At 33.2% G+C, this 19,032-nt stretch carries 20 protein-coding genes, 1 pseudogene and 1 riboswitch; of the genes and pseudogenes, 20 read left to right on the top strand and 1 reads right to left on the bottom strand.

Annotated features, from left to right (window positions below):
• The first annotated feature begins 147 nt into the window (after positions 1-147).
• The 3 genes from V5784_RS02445 to V5784_RS02435 all read left to right on the top strand — a co-directional run bounded on the left by V5784_RS02445 (position 148) and on the right by V5784_RS02435 (position 1,757).
• Positions 148-357: an HD domain-containing phosphohydrolase gene (locus tag V5784_RS02445; protein WP_336887461.1), complete on the top strand. Its 210-nt coding sequence runs from the start codon at positions 148-150 to the stop codon at positions 355-357.
• A gap of 335 nt (positions 358-692) precedes the next feature.
• Positions 693-1,400: a hypothetical protein gene (locus V5784_RS02440; RefSeq protein ID WP_336887460.1), complete on the top strand. Its 708-nt coding sequence runs from the start codon at positions 693-695 to the stop codon at positions 1,398-1,400.
• 90 nt (positions 1,401-1,490) lie between these two features.
• Positions 1,491-1,757: a hypothetical protein gene (locus V5784_RS02435; protein WP_336887459.1), complete on the top strand. Its 267-nt coding sequence runs from the start codon at positions 1,491-1,493 to the stop codon at positions 1,755-1,757.
• Between the two features lie 92 nt (positions 1,758-1,849).
• On the opposite strand, the gene V5784_RS02430 is transcribed toward V5784_RS02435, so the two are convergent.
• Positions 1,850-2,635, bottom strand: a complete 786-nt coding sequence (locus tag V5784_RS02430; RefSeq protein ID WP_336887458.1) for a formate/nitrite transporter family protein — start codon at positions 2,633-2,635, stop codon at positions 1,850-1,852.
• A gap of 180 nt (positions 2,636-2,815) precedes the next feature.
• Between V5784_RS02430 and ftcD the strand changes: the two genes are divergently transcribed.
• The 17 genes and pseudogenes from ftcD to V5784_RS02345 all read left to right on the top strand — a co-directional run bounded on the left by ftcD (position 2,816) and on the right by V5784_RS02345 (position 18,789).
• Entirely contained in the window at positions 2,816-3,709 is an 894-nt protein-coding gene (ftcD, locus tag V5784_RS02425) for a glutamate formimidoyltransferase (RefSeq protein ID WP_336887457.1), read from the top strand.
• Positions 3,710-3,763: 54 nt separating this feature from the next.
• On the top strand, positions 3,764-5,026 hold the full coding sequence (gene hutI / locus V5784_RS02420; RefSeq protein WP_336887456.1) for an imidazolonepropionase: 1,263 nt from the start codon (positions 3,764-3,766) through the stop codon (positions 5,024-5,026).
• A gap of 67 nt (positions 5,027-5,093) precedes the next feature.
• The gene (locus tag V5784_RS02415; RefSeq protein WP_336887455.1) at positions 5,094-5,738 is read left to right on the top strand and encodes a cyclodeaminase/cyclohydrolase family protein; all 645 of its coding nucleotides are present in this window, start codon (positions 5,094-5,096) and stop codon (positions 5,736-5,738) included.
• Between the two features lie 14 nt (positions 5,739-5,752).
• Positions 5,753-6,784, top strand: coding sequence for a M42 family metallopeptidase (locus V5784_RS02410; RefSeq protein WP_336887454.1), 1,032 nt, complete (start codon positions 5,753-5,755; stop codon positions 6,782-6,784).
• 163 nt (positions 6,785-6,947) lie between these two features.
• Positions 6,948-8,882, top strand: coding sequence for a fructose-1,6-bisphosphatase (locus V5784_RS02405; RefSeq protein ID WP_336887453.1), 1,935 nt, complete (start codon positions 6,948-6,950; stop codon positions 8,880-8,882).
• Between the two features lie 127 nt (positions 8,883-9,009).
• The gene (locus V5784_RS02400) at positions 9,010-9,630 is read left to right on the top strand and encodes a CBS domain-containing protein (RefSeq protein WP_336887452.1); all 621 of its coding nucleotides are present in this window, start codon (positions 9,010-9,012) and stop codon (positions 9,628-9,630) included.
• A gap of 9 nt (positions 9,631-9,639) precedes the next feature.
• A complete protein-coding gene (ppsR, locus tag V5784_RS02395; RefSeq protein ID WP_336887451.1) occupies positions 9,640-10,425 on the top strand; it encodes a pyruvate, phosphate dikinase/phosphoenolpyruvate synthase regulator in 786 nt (261 codons plus the stop codon).
• A gap of 21 nt (positions 10,426-10,446) precedes the next feature.
• Positions 10,447-13,032 (top strand): pyruvate, phosphate dikinase, encoded by a 2,586-nt coding sequence (ppdK, locus tag V5784_RS02390; RefSeq protein WP_336887450.1) that lies wholly within the window; start codon positions 10,447-10,449, stop codon positions 13,030-13,032.
• Positions 13,033-13,082: 50 nt separating this feature from the next.
• Positions 13,083-13,186, top strand: a riboswitch (TPP riboswitch).
• A 72-nt stretch (positions 13,187-13,258) separates the two neighbouring features.
• Positions 13,259-14,110, top strand: coding sequence for a hydroxyethylthiazole kinase (thiM, locus tag V5784_RS02385; protein ID WP_336887449.1), 852 nt, complete (start codon positions 13,259-13,261; stop codon positions 14,108-14,110).
• The gene (gene thiE, locus V5784_RS02380; RefSeq protein ID WP_336887448.1) at positions 14,097-14,735 is read left to right on the top strand and encodes a thiamine phosphate synthase; all 639 of its coding nucleotides are present in this window, start codon (positions 14,097-14,099) and stop codon (positions 14,733-14,735) included. The genes thiM and thiE overlap by 14 nt, the downstream gene beginning before the upstream one ends.
• 23 nt (positions 14,736-14,758) lie before the next feature.
• Positions 14,759-15,562, top strand: coding sequence for a bifunctional hydroxymethylpyrimidine kinase/phosphomethylpyrimidine kinase (gene thiD / locus V5784_RS02375; protein WP_336887447.1), 804 nt, complete (start codon positions 14,759-14,761; stop codon positions 15,560-15,562).
• Positions 15,562-16,257, top strand: coding sequence for a thiaminase II (gene tenA / locus V5784_RS02370; protein WP_336887446.1), 696 nt, complete (start codon positions 15,562-15,564; stop codon positions 16,255-16,257). The genes thiD and tenA overlap by 1 nt, the downstream gene beginning before the upstream one ends.
• 31 nt (positions 16,258-16,288) lie before the next feature.
• Entirely contained in the window at positions 16,289-16,915 is a 627-nt protein-coding gene (locus V5784_RS02365; RefSeq protein ID WP_336887445.1) for an ECF transporter S component, read from the top strand.
• On the top strand, positions 16,908-17,450 hold the full coding sequence (locus V5784_RS02360; protein ID WP_336887444.1) for an ABC transporter ATP-binding protein: 543 nt from the start codon (positions 16,908-16,910) through the stop codon (positions 17,448-17,450). The genes V5784_RS02365 and V5784_RS02360 overlap by 8 nt, the downstream gene beginning before the upstream one ends.
• Before the next feature lie 43 nt (positions 17,451-17,493).
• Positions 17,494-17,751: a hypothetical protein gene (locus V5784_RS02355; RefSeq protein WP_336887443.1), complete on the top strand. Its 258-nt coding sequence runs from the start codon at positions 17,494-17,496 to the stop codon at positions 17,749-17,751.
• Between the two features lie 17 nt (positions 17,752-17,768).
• A pseudogene (locus V5784_RS02350) lies at positions 17,769-18,434 on the top strand (ABC transporter ATP-binding protein).
• The gene (locus V5784_RS02345; RefSeq protein ID WP_336887442.1) at positions 18,427-18,789 is read left to right on the top strand and encodes a hypothetical protein; all 363 of its coding nucleotides are present in this window, start codon (positions 18,427-18,429) and stop codon (positions 18,787-18,789) included. Before V5784_RS02350 ends, V5784_RS02345 begins: the two are co-directional and overlap by 8 nt.
• Positions 18,790-19,032: the final 243 nt, after the last annotated feature.

Here is a 19,032-nt window from a genome sequence, read left to right as displayed (position 1 = left end):
CATATATGCTAAAATGTTTATATCCTTTTTTCATAAATTAACTCCTTTAATGTTTGTTGTCGTAACTACATTATATCGGTTTTTATGAAAAAAGGTCTTTTTTTATTTCAAGTGGTCGACTTGAAATGATTATACACCATTTAATCAATTCTCAAAAAAAATGAAATACCCTTGGAATCTAGAATTATAGCTACAGCAGATACATATTCTGCACTTACTACATCCAGGATATACCAAAGGAAGAGAACCCACAGAGAGGCAGTTAAAATTTTAAAAGAAATTTCAGGGATTCAGCTGAACAGTGGGATAGTAGAGATACTCATGAAAAAGAGAATGAAAAAATGGAAAAAATATTAGTGAAGTCAGGATTTAATATAAATAGTGATGATTAAGATAAAATATTAGTTAAATAGGGAAATAGAAGCCCTCTTAAGTGAACATAGAAAAGCTGCGGTATAATGGCTTAAAGATGTTTATTTAGAAGGTTTCTAAATGTAGGAGGTGATTTTTATGGAACTTATGCATCTACTTAAAGAGGTTTATAATATAAAAAAAATAATAAACGTTCCCGGGATGAGATACTTGAACTCCAAAAAAACAAATTGAATGATCTTATTGAACACGTACTAAAAAATTCGAAATTTTATCGTGAATTTTATGGAAAACATGGAATAACTCTGGAAAACTATAAAATGATAGACTATAGTAAATACTCTACAATTGATAAAGAAATTATAATAGATAATTTTGATGATCTTATTTGTACAAAAGATTTTAACCGGAAAAAATTGGAAGATTTTGTAAGTCATAGAGAAAATTGGGGAAAAAAATATAAAGGAAGATATGTAACCATGACCTCTTCCGGGTCTACAGGAAACCCTATAATATTTGTCTATGATCAAAAGGCATGGGCTACAGTGAAGATTTTTCTTATAGGAAGGGTAGATGTTTCTCATAAGATTAAATTATTAAAAAAAGAGAGGATTGCTTTTGTTATAGCAACAGGAGGAAATTTTGCCGGTTATAATCTGGCTCAGGAAGCTAAAAATATCAACTATACAACACTAATTTTGGATGTGAATGGTGATTTTCAGGAGATAATAAATTCATTGAATGAATTTCAGCCGACTATATTATCCGGTTATTCCTCATCTATAGCCGCCCTGGCAGAAGAAAAACTCAATGGAAACTTAAATATATCTCCAAAAAGAGTATTCTGTTCAGCTGATGAATTGACTCGAAACAGAAAAGAGGTAATTGAAGGAACATTCGGAGTATCTCCCTTGAATTTTTACGGAGCAAGTGAATCTTTGGGGATGGCGTCTGAAATTCCTGAAAGAGGAAAAGTTTTTCTTTTTGATGATTATTATAAATTTGAGATAGTTGATGAAAAAATGTAGGAAGTACTGCCAGGAGAAGTAGGAGATCTCATAGTAACGAACCTTTATAACTATGTGATGCCCCTTTTAAGGTATAAGATGGAAGATAGATTGAAAAAATCCAAAGATCAAAATTTTAATTTTACTCTTATAGATGAAATTGGCGGAAGGGTAGTGGATGATCTTTATTTTGAAAAGGCGGACGGGAGCCAGGAAAAACTAACAGCTCTTCAGCTGGTAGGAATGTATTTTAATAATGTAAAGAAAATTCAATTTGTCCAAGAAGATAAAAATACCTTGAAAATTCAATTTGTAGGAAGGGGAGAAATAGAACCCCAGAAAGAAATTTTATCCCTAATGATTAATTTTTTAAGCTGAAGGTCTTATCCTTGCCTTCTTAAGCACTCATAGGACTGTATAGAAAATAATAATAAAAAAGCCGGCAGATCTGCCGGCTTTTAAAATGAAATTTATTTTTTGTTTTTTACCAATAGGAAATAATAGATGGCAGGGAAAATTAATCCGCCAGAAAGAGCGTTACCAATGGTAACAGGGATAATGTTATTCATAAACATCTCTCCTAAAGTATAATTTGCTCCTAACATCATTCCTAAACTTAAAACAAACATATTAGCAATTACATGCTGAAATCCACAGAGTACAAATAACATAACTGGAAACCATACACCTATAACTTTAGATACAAGGTCTTTTCCAGACATGGTCATCCAAACACCTAGGGCTACTAAAACATTACAGAAAAATCCACTGGTTACAGCTTCAGAGAATCCTAGGACTGCCTTATGTTCTGCCATACTTAGAGCTACAGAATGGATTGCTTCAGGTTTATATAAGCCTGCTGTGATAGCTAATGCAGCAGCAGCTATGGAACCTACAAAGTTTCCTAGCCATACAAAGGTCCAATTTCTCAGTAAATTTTTAAAACTGATTTTTTTATCAAATAGTGCAAGGGTCAATAGGTTGTTACTGGTAAATAATGATCCTCCTACAACTATACATAACATTATTCCAACTGGAAAGACACTGGCTCCCAAAAAACTAGCTAATCCTGTATCTACTCTAGTTCTCATAGTCTGAGTAACGGTCATATATCCGATATACCCTAAAGCAATAAAAAATCCACCGAGGATCCCAAATAAAAATATATTGATACTTTTACTGTTTGCTTTTTTTATTCCCATCTTAACAACATTATCTGCTGTTTCATAATTATCGTACATGTTTTCTTTACACATAATACACCTTCCTTTTTAATTTCCTAAATTTGAACACGAAGTATATTATATCATAGAAAAGTAGAATAAAAAATATTTTTCCCACTTACTTTTAAAAAAATACAGAAAAAATTGGAAAAAAGTCAAAAAAGTACTAATAATAGTAGTGTAAAAAATTTAAATTTTTTTGGGGGGAATGGGATGTTAAAACAAGTAATACAATGTGTGCCTAATTTTAGCGAGGGAAAAGATTTAGAAAAAATAGAAAAAATAATTGCTCCTTTAAAAAATAGAGAGGGGGTAAAACTTCTCAGTGTAGAACCGGATAAAGATTATAATAGAACAGTTGTAAACATAATCGGAGAGCCATTAAAAGTGCTAGAAGCTGTATATGAAGCAATAGGAATTGCTACGGAGTTAATAGATCTAAACGTTCATAAAGGGGAGCACTCTAGGATGGGAGCTACAGATGTAGTGCCTTTTATACCAATTAAAAATATAGAGATGGAGGAGTGTATAGAGCTGGCTATAACATTGGGGAAAAAGATAGCGGATAACTATAAGGTCCCAGTATTTTTATATGAGGAAGCAGCTACCTGCAAGGAAAGAATTAACCTTGCTACCATAAGAAAGGGACAATTTGAAGGAATGGCAGAAAAATTGAAAGATCCTCAATGGAAACCTGATTTTGGAGAGAGTTCACCTCATAGAACAGCAGGAGTAATAGGAGTAGGAGCTAGATTACCTCTAGTAGCCTTCAATATAAACTTGGGAACGACAGATATAAATGTAGCTAAAAATATTGCTAAGGCAATCAGACATTCTAGTGGTGGATTCAGGTATATAAAAGCTGGCCCTGCAGAGTTGAAAGAAAAAGGGATAGTACAGGTGACTATGAATGTAGTAAACTATAAAAAAACACCTATTTATAGAGTTTTCGAGACTGTAAAGATGGAAGCTAAAAGATACGGAGTACCGGTACTGGGAAGTGAGATCATAGGAAGTGTACCTATGGAAGCTCTTGTTATGAGTATGGAATATTATTTAGGTTTAGATGGATTTTCAATGGAAAAGGTTTTGGAATATAATCTATAAAAAGAAAGAGCTTAATTATAAATTCGACCGAAGGTCGTATGGGGGTAGTTTAAAATGTATGCTGATTTAATTATAAAAAACATAGGGAATTTGATTACTCTGGGAGAGGGAGAAAAACCCAGAGCCGGAAAAGAAATGAATGAAGTGGAGATAATAAAAGATGGATATATAGTTATAAAAGATGGAAGATTTTTAGAGGTAGGATCAGGGAAGGCAGATAAAAAATATATAGGAGAATCTACCCTTATAAAGGATGCCATGGGACTCACTGTAACTCCTGGATTAATTGATCCACACACACATTTGGTCCATGGGGGTAGTCGTGAAAATGAATTCTCTAAAAAATTAGAAGGGGTTCCCTATATGGATATCTTAAAAGCCGGAGGGGGAATTTTGAGTACAGTGAATTCCACAAAGCAGGCTAGTTTTGAAGAGTTATATATAAAGGCTAAAAAAAGTTTGGATAAGATGTTATCTTTTGGTGTAACCACTGCAGAAGCTAAGAGCGGGTATGGTCTAGATATTGAAACTGAATTAAAACAATTAGAAGTAGTAAAAAAATTAAATGAAGATCATCCTATAGATTTGATATCAACATATTTAGGAGCTCATGCTCTCCCGCCTGAATATAGGGATAGGAGAGAAGACTTTATTGACGAGATAATAGGAGCCCTGCCTATAGTTAAAGAGAAAAAATTAGCGGAATTTTGTGATGTTTTTTGTGAAGAGGGAGTTTTTTCCATAGAGGAAACCAGAAAAATATTAAATGCTGCTAAAGATCTTGGATTTAAAGTGAAGATCCATGCAGATGAGATTGTAACCTTAGGGGGAGCAGAATTATCGGCAGAGTTAGGAGCCTTTTCCGCTGACCATCTTATGGCTACCAGTGAAAAAGGGATGGAAGAGATGGCAAAAGTTGGAGTGATAGCTGACATCCTGCCTACAACCTCATTTAATTTAAATAAAGACTATGCAGATGCTCGTCTGATGATTGAAAAAGGTGTGGCAGTAGCCATATCTACAGATTATAATCCGGGAAGTTCTCCTACAGAGAATTTACAACTAGCTATGCAACTGGGATCATTAAAATTAAAGATGACTCCTAAAGAGGTTATCACTGCTGTTACTGTGAACTCTGCTTATTCGGTGGATAGAGGAAAAGAAGTTGGGAGTATCACCAAAGGAAAGAAAGCAGATTTTGTAATTTTTGATACACCAAACTTAGAGTATATAATGTATCACTTTGGAATCAACCACACCAAAGATGTATATAAAAATGGAATTCAGGTAGTGGCAGATGGGAAAGTGATTTATTAAGTAAAAACTAAAAACCAAAACTACGGATTACGCAAATAAATAAATAAATAAAACATGGGGGATAAATATGAGTTATTTAAATGTAGAATTAGGAGAATTTATAGAGGTGGTGGATTCAAATGCACCAGCACCTGGAGGTGGGAGTGTATCGGCTCTCTCTTCATCATTGGGGATAGCACTATCAAGGATGATGGCAGCATTGGCTATAGATAAGAAAAAATATAGAGAGTTTGATGACATGATCAAGGAGGAGTTTTTAACTAAACACCGAAGACTTCTAAAGATAAGAAAAAGAGTAGAAATATTGATAGATGAGGATACTAAAGTTTTTAATGATCTTATGGAAGTATTTAAACTGCCAAAAGATACCGATGAAAATAAAAAAATTAGAGATGAAGAAATTCAGAAAGCTACTTTAAAAGCTACTGAAGTTCCCTTTGAAATAGCAAAAGTATCTTTAGAAGCCATGGAATTACTGCCGTTTTTCTCTAAGTATGGAAATCTGAATGCAGTGACAGATCTAGGTGTGGGAGCTATGCTTTTAGAAACGGGTGTCAGAGGAGCTATACTTAATGTAAAGATAAATCTAGGATCTTTAAAAGATCAAGATAAAGTGGAGAGATTTAAGAGAAACTATGAAAGGATCGAAAAGGAATCTATACTACTAAAGGAAACAATTATGGATTTTGTAAACGAAAAAATTAAGTTATAAAAAGGAGAGAGTAGATGAAGTATATTACAAACTATATGGTAGAAAAATTAGTGGAGATACTCAATATCCCCAGCCCTAGTGGAGACACTGAAAAGGGGATAGCAGTATGCAGAGATGAGTTTGAAGAATTAGGTATGAAAACGGAAATAACTGCTAAAGGAGCATTGAAAGCAAGTCTGCCCGGCAAAAAAAAGGAGAGCAAAATAATTGCAGCCCACATCGATACCCTAGGTGGAATGGTAAAAGAGATTACATCTAACGGTTATTTAAAATTAACTCAGATCGGAGGATATTCTTGGAACTCTGTAGATGGAGAATATTGTACTGTATCCACTATAGATGGCAAGGAGATCAGAGGAACTATCCTATTTGAAAAATCATCTGTACACAACTATGGGGATGCTCCTAGAATAGATAAGAGAACAGAGGATAATATGGTAGTAAGGTTGGACGAACTGGTAGAAAACGCAGAAGACATAAAAAAACTGGGAATAAATATAGGAGATTTTGTATATTTAGACCCAAGGGTAGAGGTAAGCAAGTCTGGATTTATCAAGAGTCGTCATTTGGATAACAAAGCCGGGGTAGCGATTATATTAGGAGTCTGTAAATATCTCATGGAAAATGAGATAGTTCCAGAATATACCCTAGAATTTTTTATATCTAACTATGAGGAAGTAGGACATGGTGCTTCGGGAATAGCTACACCCTTAACCCGTGAAATATTGGCGATAGATATGGCATCTCCAGGGATTGATCAGACTTCAAAAGAAAATAAGGTGACTATCTGTGCTAAGGATTCTTCAGGTCCCTATGATTTGGAGATGAAAAAACGTCTGGTGAACTTATGCCATGATGAAAAAATTGATTATGTTATAGATATTTATAAACATTATGGTTCAGATGCCAGTGCACTTTTACGTGGAGGAGCACAGGTTAAACATGCTCTTATTGGACCTGGAGTAGATGCATCTCATTCATATGAAAGAACCCATGTGGATGGACTTTTGAATACAGCTAAGTTAGTAATTGAATATTGTAGATAGAAAATATTGATAATTAGAAATATATAGATAGATAGAAAACATAAATTTATGGTAATCACCATAGATTTATGTTTTTTATTTAATTTGCATTTTACATATAAAGTGGGTAAACTATATTTAGAGATGATTAGTGCACATAAATAATAATTAGGGTAGGTGGAGAATGGAAAAAAAGTATTATGAATTATTGTCAAATAGATATAAAAATATAGGAGAAGTCACAAGTGAAATTATAAATTTAGAAGCTATACTCAATCTTCCCAAGGGAACGGAACATTATCTTACAGACCTTCATGGAGAATATCATGCATTCAGGCATCTGGTGAAAACAGCCTCTGGAAGTTTAAAAATAAAGATAGATGAACTTTTTGGAGACATACTTTCATTGGAAGAAAAACATAATTTTTCTAAATTAATATTTTATCCTGAAAAAATATTAGAAGGAAATAAATTAAACGAATATGAGAAGGTTCATTGGTATAGGGTATCTATAAAGAGGATTTTATCTCTGTTCAGATTAGTGTCATCTAAATATACACGATCTAAGATAAGGAAGGCATTGCCAAGTGAATATGCATATATATTGGAAGAGCTTTTGACATTGAATAGCAAAGATTTTAATAAGGAAGAATATTATTCCCAGATCATATCTACAGTAATAGAGTTAGGAATAGCAGATGACTTCATCATAAAATCTGTTAATTTGATCCAGCAATTGTCAGTAGATAAACTGCATATTTTAGGAGATATATATGACAGGGGAGCAGATCCACATAAGATTATGGATAAGCTCATAGGGCATCATAACTGTGATATTCAGTGGGGGAACCATGATATATTATGGGTAGGAGCATCTAAGGGACATTTTGCCTGTGTAGCCAATGTCCTTCGTATTTCTCTCCGGTATAGTAATTTAAAAACTTTAGAGGAGGGATATGGGATAAACTTACTGCCTCTAGGAAGATTTGCTATGGAGACCTATGGCGGGGATCCGTGTAAAGAGTTTTTACCCATAGCCAACAGTGATGAATTATTTAATGACGAGGAGCAGTATGTTCGTGGGCAGATGCATAAAGCTATAGCTATCATTCAATTTAAATTAGAATCAGAAATTATCAAAAAAAGACCTGAATTTCATATGGAAAAGAGGATGCTTTTAGAAAAAATAGATCAGACTAAGGGAACAATTATATTGAATGGTAAGGAATATAAGTTAACCAGTAATAATTTCCCGACTATAGATCCCAAAGATCCATACAAACTGATAGAAAGAGAGATGGAAGTCATAGAAAAAATAGCTAAGTATTTCAAAAAGAGTGACAAATTGCAAAAGCATATTCGTTTTTTCTTTTCCAATGGAAATATATACCTAAAATATAATAATCAATTGATGTTTCATGGATGCATTCCCATGGATTCTGATGGGAACTATAAATGTTTTACCATAGATGGGAAGGAATATTGTGGTAAGGAACTTATGGAAAAATTTGAAAAATTAGCTCGTAAAGCTTACTTTAAAGGGGATAAAAAAGACTTAGACTGGTTCTGGTATATGTGGACGGGTGAATATTCTCCTCTTTTTGGTAAGGAGGATATGAAAACTTTTGAGAGATATTTTGTTAGGGAGAAAGAAACACATAAAGAGATAAAGAATCCATACTATACATTGAGGGAGGATGAAGAGGTAATATTGAAACTCATGGATCACTTTGGTGTTTTAAAAGAAAATGGTCATGTTATAAATGGTCATACACCTGTACTGACTAAAAATGGTGAGTTGCCTATAAGGGCGGGGAAAAAGTTGTTAGTAATTGATGGTGGATTATCCAAGGCATATCAGTCAAGTACTGGGACTGCTGGGTATACCTTGATTTATAATTCCTATGGTTTGAGACTAGCTTCTCATAAGCCATTTAAAAGTATTGAAAAAGCCATTGAAGGCAGTCATGAAATAATATCGGTAATACAATTAGTAGATAAGGCAGAGAGAAAAAAAGTTAAAGATACAGATACAGGGGAGGTCCTTATAAAGAGTTTAGAGGAGCTAAGGGTGTTATTAAAGATGTATAGGAACGGGAGTCTTATAGGGAAATATTAATGTACACTATTTCTGTTGAAAGACAATGAAAAAAGGTTGACTTTTACCCAATTAAAGATTATTATATGATCAAAGATAGATTTATATAGTAGTTTAAAAGTATTTGTGAACACTAAAAGGAGAATTTATGAATTTATCTGAAAGACAATATAGAATAATAGACATTGTTAGAACAAATGGTTCAATTACAGGGGAAAAGATCGCTAAGATCTTAGGAGTTACAAGATCAGCCCTAAGAACAGATTTTTCCTTTTTAATAAAATTAGAGGTTGTAAAATCTAAAACCAAGGTAGGATATAGTCTTAACCTGCAAAAACCTAAAAAAATAGACAGTTCTTCATTGAAAAATCTAAGTGTAACAAAATTTATAGGTGAAGCTTTAGTTTTATCAGAAAAGGCAAGTATCCATGATGGGATAGTAGAAATATTTACAAAGGATTCGGGAACCATCTACATAACTAATGGAGATCTTCTTTCTGGTGTAGTTTCTAGAAAAGATCTACTTAAAGCAGCTATAGGAGGGATGGATCTTTCTACCCTACCGATAAGTTTAATAATGAGCAGGATGCCAAACATACATTTTTGTACGATAGATGCTACATTATTTGAAGCTGCTGAAATAATTGTAAAAAAAGAGATAGATTCCCTGCCTGTAGTTGAGTATTCTAAGGAATTGAATGGATATAAGATTGTAGGGAAGATTTCGAAAACGGATCTCAGTAAGGTTTTATTTGAAATCTTATTGTAGCTGCCGTAGATGACAGGAGGGATTTCTATTATTGATATATATTTTATTAAAGATGATGCTATAGTGGATTCAGAAGTGATCTTAAAAGTAATTAAAGATGAATTGAATCGTGAAGACTTTAAATTGATAGAAATAATGTTGAAAGAATTTAAGGCCTTAGAAGTTTTAAACTCGCAGAACCTAGTTTTTTATAGTCTAAAAGATAAAAAACGACTCCGAAAGTTAGAGAAATTTTGTGCAGAAAAAGATATTATACATTTTGATACTTTTAAAATTTTAAAATATGGATTTAAAAAATTATTTGCAAAATCCAAAGCAAATTCATTTAAAAAAATGGATGAAAAATATTTTAAGCGTATTGAAGCTATGGAATTTGCAGTAAAATATGACGATGGAAAGATTCGTCGGGGGATATTAGAAGCGGACCTATTGATTGTAGGCCTGTCTAGGACATCTAAAACACCGCTATCCATCTATTTGGCCAATAAAAGTGGCTTAAAGATAATAAATATACCATTGGTTCCGGAAGTTCCTATTCCAAAAGAGGTCTTTGAAGCAACCCAGATAATTGGGCTGACCATATCTATAGACAAATTAAATAAGATTAGGGAGCAGAGATTAAAAAACATGAAAGCACAGGAGAGAGCATCTAGCTATGCTTCTTTTGGAAGAATATTGGAAGAATTAGATTATTCAGATAAAATAATGAAAAAATTGCGATGCCCAGTAATAGATGTCTCGGAAAAAGCCATCGAAGAAACAGCAGAGATCATCTTAGAATTAATAAAAGCTTAAACGCTCAAGGAGGATTAACTCATGAAAAAATTTATTTATACCTTTAACGAAGGTGGAAGGGAGATGAAGTCATTATTGGGAGGAAAGGGTGCAAATCTTTCTGAAATGACTAAATTAGGACTACCTATTCCCAAAGGATTTGTTATAACTACAGAAGCTAGTATGAAATATTATGAAGAGGATAAAAAAGTATGGAAGGACTTAAAAAAAGAGATAGTGCAAAACTTAAAAAACTTAGAGGAAGTGACAGATAAAAATTTTGGAGGAGACAATCCACTTTTTGTTTCAGTGAGATCTGGTGCTGCCATATCTATGCCTGGAATGATGGATACAATCTTAAACTTAGGTCTAAACGATAAAACATATAAGTTACTGGCAACGCAGACAGGAAATGAACAGTTTGCTTTTAATAGTTATAAAAGATTTATACAAATGTTTTCGGAGGTAGTATATGGAATTGAAAAGTATAAGTATGATTTACTTGAAAAAGAACTTGAAAAGAATGGAGTTGAAAAAGAAACTTATATTAAAGAATATAAAAAACTCTTTAAATCAGAAGTAAACCTTAAATTTCCAGAAGATCCAATGGATCAACTCTTAGCTGCAATCGAAGCAGTATTTAGCTCTTGGAATAACCCGAGAGCTATCTACTACCGTAATTTAAACAGTATTCCACATGATATCGGAACAGGTGTTACTGTCCAGTCTATGGTATTTGGTAATATGGGAGATACTTCAGGAACAGGAGTAGTATTTACTAGAAATCCTTCTTGTGGTGAAAATAAATTATTTGGAGAATTTTTAATCAATGCTCAAGGGGAAGATGTAGTAGCAGGGATAAGGACTCCTAGAAAGATAGAAGACTTAGAAGCTGTAATGCCTAAATCGTATAAGAAATTAATAGACCTATGTAATCTTTTAGAAGATCATTATAAGGACATGCAAGATATAGAATTTACCATTGAAAATAATGAATTATATATCCTTCAAACAAGAAATGGAAAGAGAACTGCAAAGGCAGCTATAAAGGTAGCGATAGACCTAGTCAATGAGGGTATAATAACTAAAGAAAAAGCTATAATGATGATAGAACCCGAGATGATATCACAGTTACTACATCCAACATTTTCAGAGGAAGAGTTATCAAATTCGGAAGTTTTAGTAACTGGATTAGCGGCATCACCAGGAGCTGCAACAGGAAGAGTATACTTTAGTTCGGAAAAGATAAAGGAAAATAATGGAGGGATCTTAGTAAGATTAGAAACTTCTCCAGAAGATATTGAAGGGATGAACATAGCAAATGGAATACTAACTGTTCGTGGAGGGATGACTTCCCATGCAGCAGTAGTTGCCCGTGGAATGGGTAGATGTTGTATCTGTGGATGTGGATCACTGGATTTAAATGAAGAAAGAAGAGAATTTAAAGTAGGAAATATAACAGTTTCTGAGGGCGATTATATATCATTAAATGGAAGTACAGGAAATGTATACTTAGGTGAACTTAATAAAAGTAATTCTGGATTGACGGATGAATTTAAGACGATACTTGAGTGGTCTAGTGAAATTGGGGCGATGAAAGTCTTGGCAAATGCTGACACACCTTTAGATGCTAAGGTTGCTTATGATTTTGGAGCAGATGGAATAGGTCTTTGCAGAACTGAACACATGTTTTTTGAGGAAAAAAAGATAAATCATGTTAGAGAGATGATCTTAGCTGATAGTAGTCATGAAAGAAAGATAGCTTTAGATAATATTTTACCTCTTCAAAGACTTGATTTCACAGGGATATTTAAAGCTATGAAAGGTAAGCCTGTAACAGTAAGACTAATTGATCCTCCTCTACATGAGTTCTTGCCAAGAGAGAAAGAAGAGAAACTAAAGTTAACTGAATCTATGGGAATCACTATGGAAGAGATAGAAAATAGAATGTTAAAATTAGAGGAATTAAATCCTATGTTAGGTCATCGTGGGTGTCGACTCGGAATAACTTATCCTGAGATATATGAGATGCAGTCTAGAGCAGTCATCGAAGCTGCAATAGAAGTTAAAAAATCTGGAATCGACGTGAAACCTGAGATAATGATTCCACTGGTAGGAAAAGTAGAAGAATTGGATTACTTGAGAAAAAGATTGGTATTAATAGTAGATGAAATAATTGAAAATTCAGATATAGAGCTAGAATATAAGATAGGAACGATGATAGAAGTTCCTAGAGCCTGTGTTACGGCTGATGAAATCGCCGAAAAAGCTGATTTCTTTAGTTTTGGAACCAATGACCTGACTCAAATAACTTTTGGATATTCAAGAGATGATGCAGGAAAGTTTATCTCTGATTATATTGAAAAAAATATTTTAGAAGCAGATCCATTTGAAACTATAGATATAAAAGGTGTAGGGAAATTAATGGAGATGGCAGTAAAGTTAGGTAGATCAGTAAAGAAAGGTATTAAGATAGGTGTCTGTGGAGAACACGGAGGAGATCCAAAGAGTATTGAATTTTTCCACTCCATTGGTCTAGCATATGTAAGTTGTTCACCATATAGAATCCCTATTGCCAAATTAGCAGTAGCACAGAACACTATAAAAGGAAGAAATTATTCTTTTTAAAAGATAAAAAATAAAATATATTTGTTATTTAGGTATATTTGTGATAGATTATAGAAGTGCAAGGGAGCTGGAAACGGCTGAGAGGGGACAATGTAGTCTCGACCTTTAACCTGATCTGGATAATTCTAGCGTAGGAAACGATGAAATATTATTTTATTCTTTAAAGACGTCTTTGTTTAAGGCGTCTTTTTTTGATATCTAGGAGATTATAAAATTTGGAGGAGAGATGGAGAGAAAGGTAGAGTTAAAAAATGAACTGAAAAATGAGCTTAGAGTGGTAAAGGAAAACATAGGGAAGAATAAACCATTGGTACATAATATTACAAACTATGTAACGGTCAATGATTGTGCGAACATTCAATTGGCTTTTGGTGGGAGCCCTATTATGGCAGACAGTATTTTAGAGGTGGAAGAAGTAGTGTCAGTATGTAGCTCCTTAGTCATAAACATAGGGACAATAAATGAAAGAACGATAGAATCTATGATAAAAGCAGGAGAAATAGCAAATAGCAAAGGAATACCAGTGATATTAGATCCAGTAGGTTATGGATTTACAAAGTTAAGAACTGGTGAGGTGGATGAGATATTATCCAAGGTCAAAGTATCGGTAATTAAGGGAAATATCAGTGAGATTAAAGGACTATTAAAGGAAAACAATGATATCAATGGAGTAGATGTAAGCTCTACGGATAGAGAGTTAACAGAAAAAGATATCTTTGAAATAGCCAAGAAAGTGTCGAAAATTCATGCTTGTGTTGTTGCTGTAACATCAAAAGTTGATGTGATAACAGACGGTGAAAGAGTAGTTTATCTATCCAATGGTAGCCATATAATGTCTAATATCACAGGAACTGGCTGTATGATTGCTGCATTATTAGGCGTAAGTCTTGGGGGAAATAAAGACAACATATTTATGGGAACAGTATATGGTGTTGGAATGATGGGTGTCTGTGGAGAGATCGCAGCTAATGCTCTTTTAAAAATGGAACTGAGTACATTAAAAAATAATATCTTGGATAAGGTTGGTTCTATAAAATTTGAAGAATTTATGGAAGTGTTAAAGTATGAATACAACTAAATTAAAAAGAGAAGAACTCCTTCTCTATGGTGTTATTTCTAAAGGAGATCTATCACGAGAAGAATATTTTGAAAAGATTAAACAATCTATAGATGCCGGAGTAACAATAATCCAATTGAGAGAAAAAAATATGGATACTGATAGTTTTATTAAACTCGGGAAAGAAGTAAAAAAAATAACAGATAAAGCGGGAATAAAATTAATGATCAACGATAATATAGAAGTTTGTGAAGAGATAGATTGTGAGGGAGTACATATAGGGCAAGGGGATATATCTCCAATAGAAGCTAGAAAGATATTGAAAAAAGATAAAATTATAGGTCTGTCGATTCAAACAAGGGAACATTTAGAGGAAAGTATAGACAGTGGTGTCGATTATTATGGGATAGGTGCAGTATTTTCAACGGCAACAAAACTTGATGCCGACAGTGTTTCGTATTCTGATCTTAAAGCCTTGTCTTTAGATTCGAAGATTCCTGTAGTAGCTATAGGTGGGATAAATAACTCTAATATATTAGAGTTAGAAGGGACAGGAATAGCAGGAGTAGCAATCGTTTCAGCTATATATGGAGCAGAAGATACATATAAGCAGTCAAAGATACTTCTAATTTGGCAAAAAAAATAATTCTTTAAAGTGGGGGAAAAAAGATGAAGACAGTATTAACTATAGCAGGTAGTGACTCTAGCGGAGGAGCGGGGATACAGGCAGATTTAAAAACTTTTACAATGCATAATACCTTTGGAATGAGTGTGATTACAGCGATTACAGCACAAAATACAACTAGGGTAAGATCTATTCAAAATATAAATAAAGAGATGATAGAGGATCAAATGGATGCAGTATTTGAAGACATATATCCTGGAGCAGTAAAAATAGGGATGGTATCTAATACAGAGATAATAAAGGTGATTGCAAGAAAACTAAGAAAATATAATGCTAAAAATATAGTTTTAGATACAGTAATGGTGTCAACAAGTGGTCATACATTGCTCGAAAAAGAGGCTAGAGAAACCCTTGTAGAAGAACTCTTACCACTTGCTTTGATTATCACTCCAAATTTGCCAGAAGCTGAGATATTATGTGGCTTTGAGATAAATAATGAAGAAGAAATGAGGCGTGCCTGTAAGAAAATATCTACTTATTATAAGGGGTATATTCTTATAAAGGGAGGACATCTTGAAACTGGTGAAAAAGCAACTGATATCCTTTATAAAGATGGAAAATATGAGGCTTTTGAAAATGATTTTATAGATAATAAAAATACTCATGGGACAGGATGTACACTTTCTAGTGCTATAGCTGCTAACTTAGCTTTAGGGAAAGATATCGAAGAATCAGTAAAACTAGCAAAAGAGTATGTCTACAGTGCAATTTCAAGTAAGATAGACCTTGGGAAGGGTAAGGGACCTATCGATCATATGCATAAATTTAACTTAGGGGGAAAAAACTAATGTCACTATCGAATATAGAACCAGAAAAAACATTATTAGAAAAATTAAAGGAGGCGTGTAAAGATGTATGGCATGAGTATACCCATCCAGAATTTATAGACCAGCTTCAAGATGGAACATTGGATATAGAAAAATTTAGATACTATTTAAAACAAGATTATTTATATCTATTACACTATACAAAGTGTTTTGCATTGATGGCATACAAAGGGGAGACCTTGAAAGAGATACAGTTTGCTCTAAAGGGTACACTTTGGATAACAGAGGGAGAATTAGAATTACATAGCCAATATAAAAAACGGGGAATAGAGACCCATGAATTGGAAGAGTCTATAGAATCTATAGAGTGTATCGCTTATACGAGATATATGAAAGATGTTGGGATGAGTGGCGACTACTTAGATATAATGATCGCTATAGCATCTTGTTATATTGGATATGGGGAAATAGGACAAAGATTACTAGCAGATGAAAAAACAGTTTTGGAAGGGAATCCATATAAAGAGTGGATTCTTATGTATGGAGGAGAGGATTATAAATCTTCTACAATTGAATTTATAGAAACATTAAACAGTTATGCTGAAGACCTGAGTAAGAAGAAGTTGGAAAAATTAAAGTTTATATTTGGGGAAGTAACTAGGTTAGAGGTAGCTTTTTGGGATATGGGAATGAGAGGAAATAAAGCAATAAAATAATAGATCAAGCTATGGAATAGGAAGGATAAAGTTGTGCAAAAAATTATGGATAAGAAATAAGGAGGGGAGTAAAATAATAAAAAATAAGTTAAATATGAGAGAGATAGTAGTTATGGCAGTACTATCAATGGCATATGCAGTTGTTTATATCGGTGGTGTAGGAGCTTGGGGAATATTTAATGCAATATTTGGACCTATTGGAACAGATATAATATACGGTATATGGTTTATGTCGGCAGTGACTAGTATGTATATAATTAGAAAACCGGGCTGTGCGTTTTTGGGTGAAATGATGGCGGCAATGTCAGAGGTTTTACTCGGAACACCAGTAGGAGTAACGATGTTAATAGGTGCAGCGATCCAAGGTGCCTCCAGTGAACTAGCTTTTACAATAACAGGTTATAAAAAATACAATACATTTGTTTTAGTTTTAGCTGGGATATTTCCAAGTTTAGGAACATTTTTATATTCATATTTTATGTATGGGTATTCTCACTTGCCGACAAAGATGATTGTGATGATGTTAATAGTCAGAGTGATTTCTGGAGGCTTGATAGGTGGATATGGTGGTAAGATGGTTGCAGATACCCTAGCATCAACAGGTAGTTTAAACACATTTTCATTAGGAAGAGAAAGGTGGCTAAAATTCAATGGCTAGGATAGAATTAATAAATTTTAGTTTGAAATATTATGGACATAGGAAAGAAACACTTTCAAATATCAATTTGAGTTTTAATACCAATGAAAAGATACTTCTACTATCACCTAGTGGATATGGAAAGAGTAGCCTTCTGCTCTGTCTTCTTGGAATTATTCAAAGAAATGATTTGGGAGAAACAAAAGGAAAGATCACTATTGATGACAGAGATATAGAGGAGATGTCTCACCTAGAGGTTGCTAAAATTTTTGGAATAGTTTTTCAGGATCCAGAAAATCAATTTTGTACGATGTACCCTGAAGATGAGATAGCTTTTTCATTGGAAAATTTCTGTATTCCTACAGAGGAAATGGGAATAAAAATAGAAAAAGTATTGAAACAGGTAAAGATAGAGGATAAAAAAAGGGAGATGCTATTAAATCTTTCAGGAGGAGAACAACAAAAAGTCTCCATAGGATCTTCATTAGTAGTAGGAAGTAAGATGCTGCTATTAGATGAGCCTACAGCAAATCTAGATACCCTAGGAAAGGTGTGAAATAAACAAACTGATCACATCTCTTGATATTGGATACCTTCTTGTGGAGCATAATTTTGAGGAATGGCTAGATACAATAACAAGGGCGATTATCATAGATAAAAATGGGACTATAAAAGTTGATAGTGATGGAGAAAAATTTTTGGATAAAAATAGAGACGTATTAATAGAACTAGGTTTATTTAAGGGGATAGAGGAACAAGAAAAAAATATCTATGACGATAATATATTTTCGAATAAAAGTGAAAAACTTTTAGAGGTAAAGAATTTAAATTTTAGATATGCAGAAAAAAAATATTAAATAACCTTTCTTTTGATGTGAACTCAGATGAAATCATAGCTTTATTGGGGAAAAATGGAGCCGGGAAAACCACTTTATCTAAAATTTTAGGCGGTATGGAGAGAAAATTTAGTGGAGAAGTAACATAGAGGGGAAAAAATATTAAGAAAATATCCAAGGAAAAATTATATAGTGAGCTAACCTATGTTTTTCAAAACCCTGAGCATCAATTTATAAAAGATTCTGTAAGAGATGAGATAGAACTTTTCAAAGAAATTCATGAGGAAGATATAAGTTTAGATGCTATTTTAGATAAGTATAATTTGGAAGGAGTAAAAAATGAAAATCCATTTACTCTGTCTGGAGGTCAGAAAAGAAGGCTTTCAGTGGCAATAATGTTATCGAAAAAACATAAGATATTAATATTAGATGAGCCCACGTTTGGTCTGGATTATTTTAACACCAGAGAGTTGATGACTCAGATAAGAGATTTAGCTAAAAGAGGGATGGGGATAATTATAATTACCCATAATATGAATGTTGTAAAAGAATATGCAACGAAAGCCCTTGTATTAAAAGAGGGAGAAAACTCATATTTCGGCTCTGTAAAAAATCTCTTTGAAAAAAGATCTTTTTTAGAAGATGCAAAAATTATTGGAAAAGATACAAAACTTTGGAACAGCGTGGAGGGGAAATATGTTTAAACAGATAAATCCAATAATAAAATTGGGGTGTAATCTATTAGGGGTAATCCTTTCTTTCATGGTGTTTACAGTAGGAGGGCTTTTTCTTATCTTAGGATTTACATTAATAATATCATTTGTTGAGGGAAATTTAACTAAAAAAAGTTTATTAAAGATCTCTCCACTGTTGTTGTTTGGAGTTGGAATGTTTATAACTAATTTATTGTGGGGAAGTGGAAGCTTTAGTGATAGTTTTTCATATGCAAATTTTATTTTAGCTTTAAAATTATTTTTAAGAATAGTTATTATTGGAACACTGGCAATGAGTTTTTTATTTGATATAGTATGGTGGTCGTGTTTGTCAAACAGTTTATGAAAAAACTTAAGCAATTTTTTGAGTACCAAAATATACCTTAGCAGGTGTTTCATAATCTAAAGAACTATGTCCTCTATCGTTATTATAAAAATTAATATACCTTGGGTCTGTCCCAAATTACGTGTAAATTACATTTCTTAGCTGATAGAGGGTATCTTAATTGGTACCCTTTTCATTTACCTATTTTTTTATAAATGTCCTTTTAATCTTTCTTCAAATTCTATTGATAGCATTCTTAAAATA

Source organism: Psychrilyobacter sp., from assembly GCF_037132775.1.
In the GTDB taxonomy this organism is placed as follows: Bacteria; Fusobacteriota; Fusobacteriia; order Fusobacteriales; family Fusobacteriaceae; genus Psychrilyobacter.
Note: the sequence above shows the minus strand (reverse complement) of the source record. Positions and strands in the feature narration are given on the sequence as shown.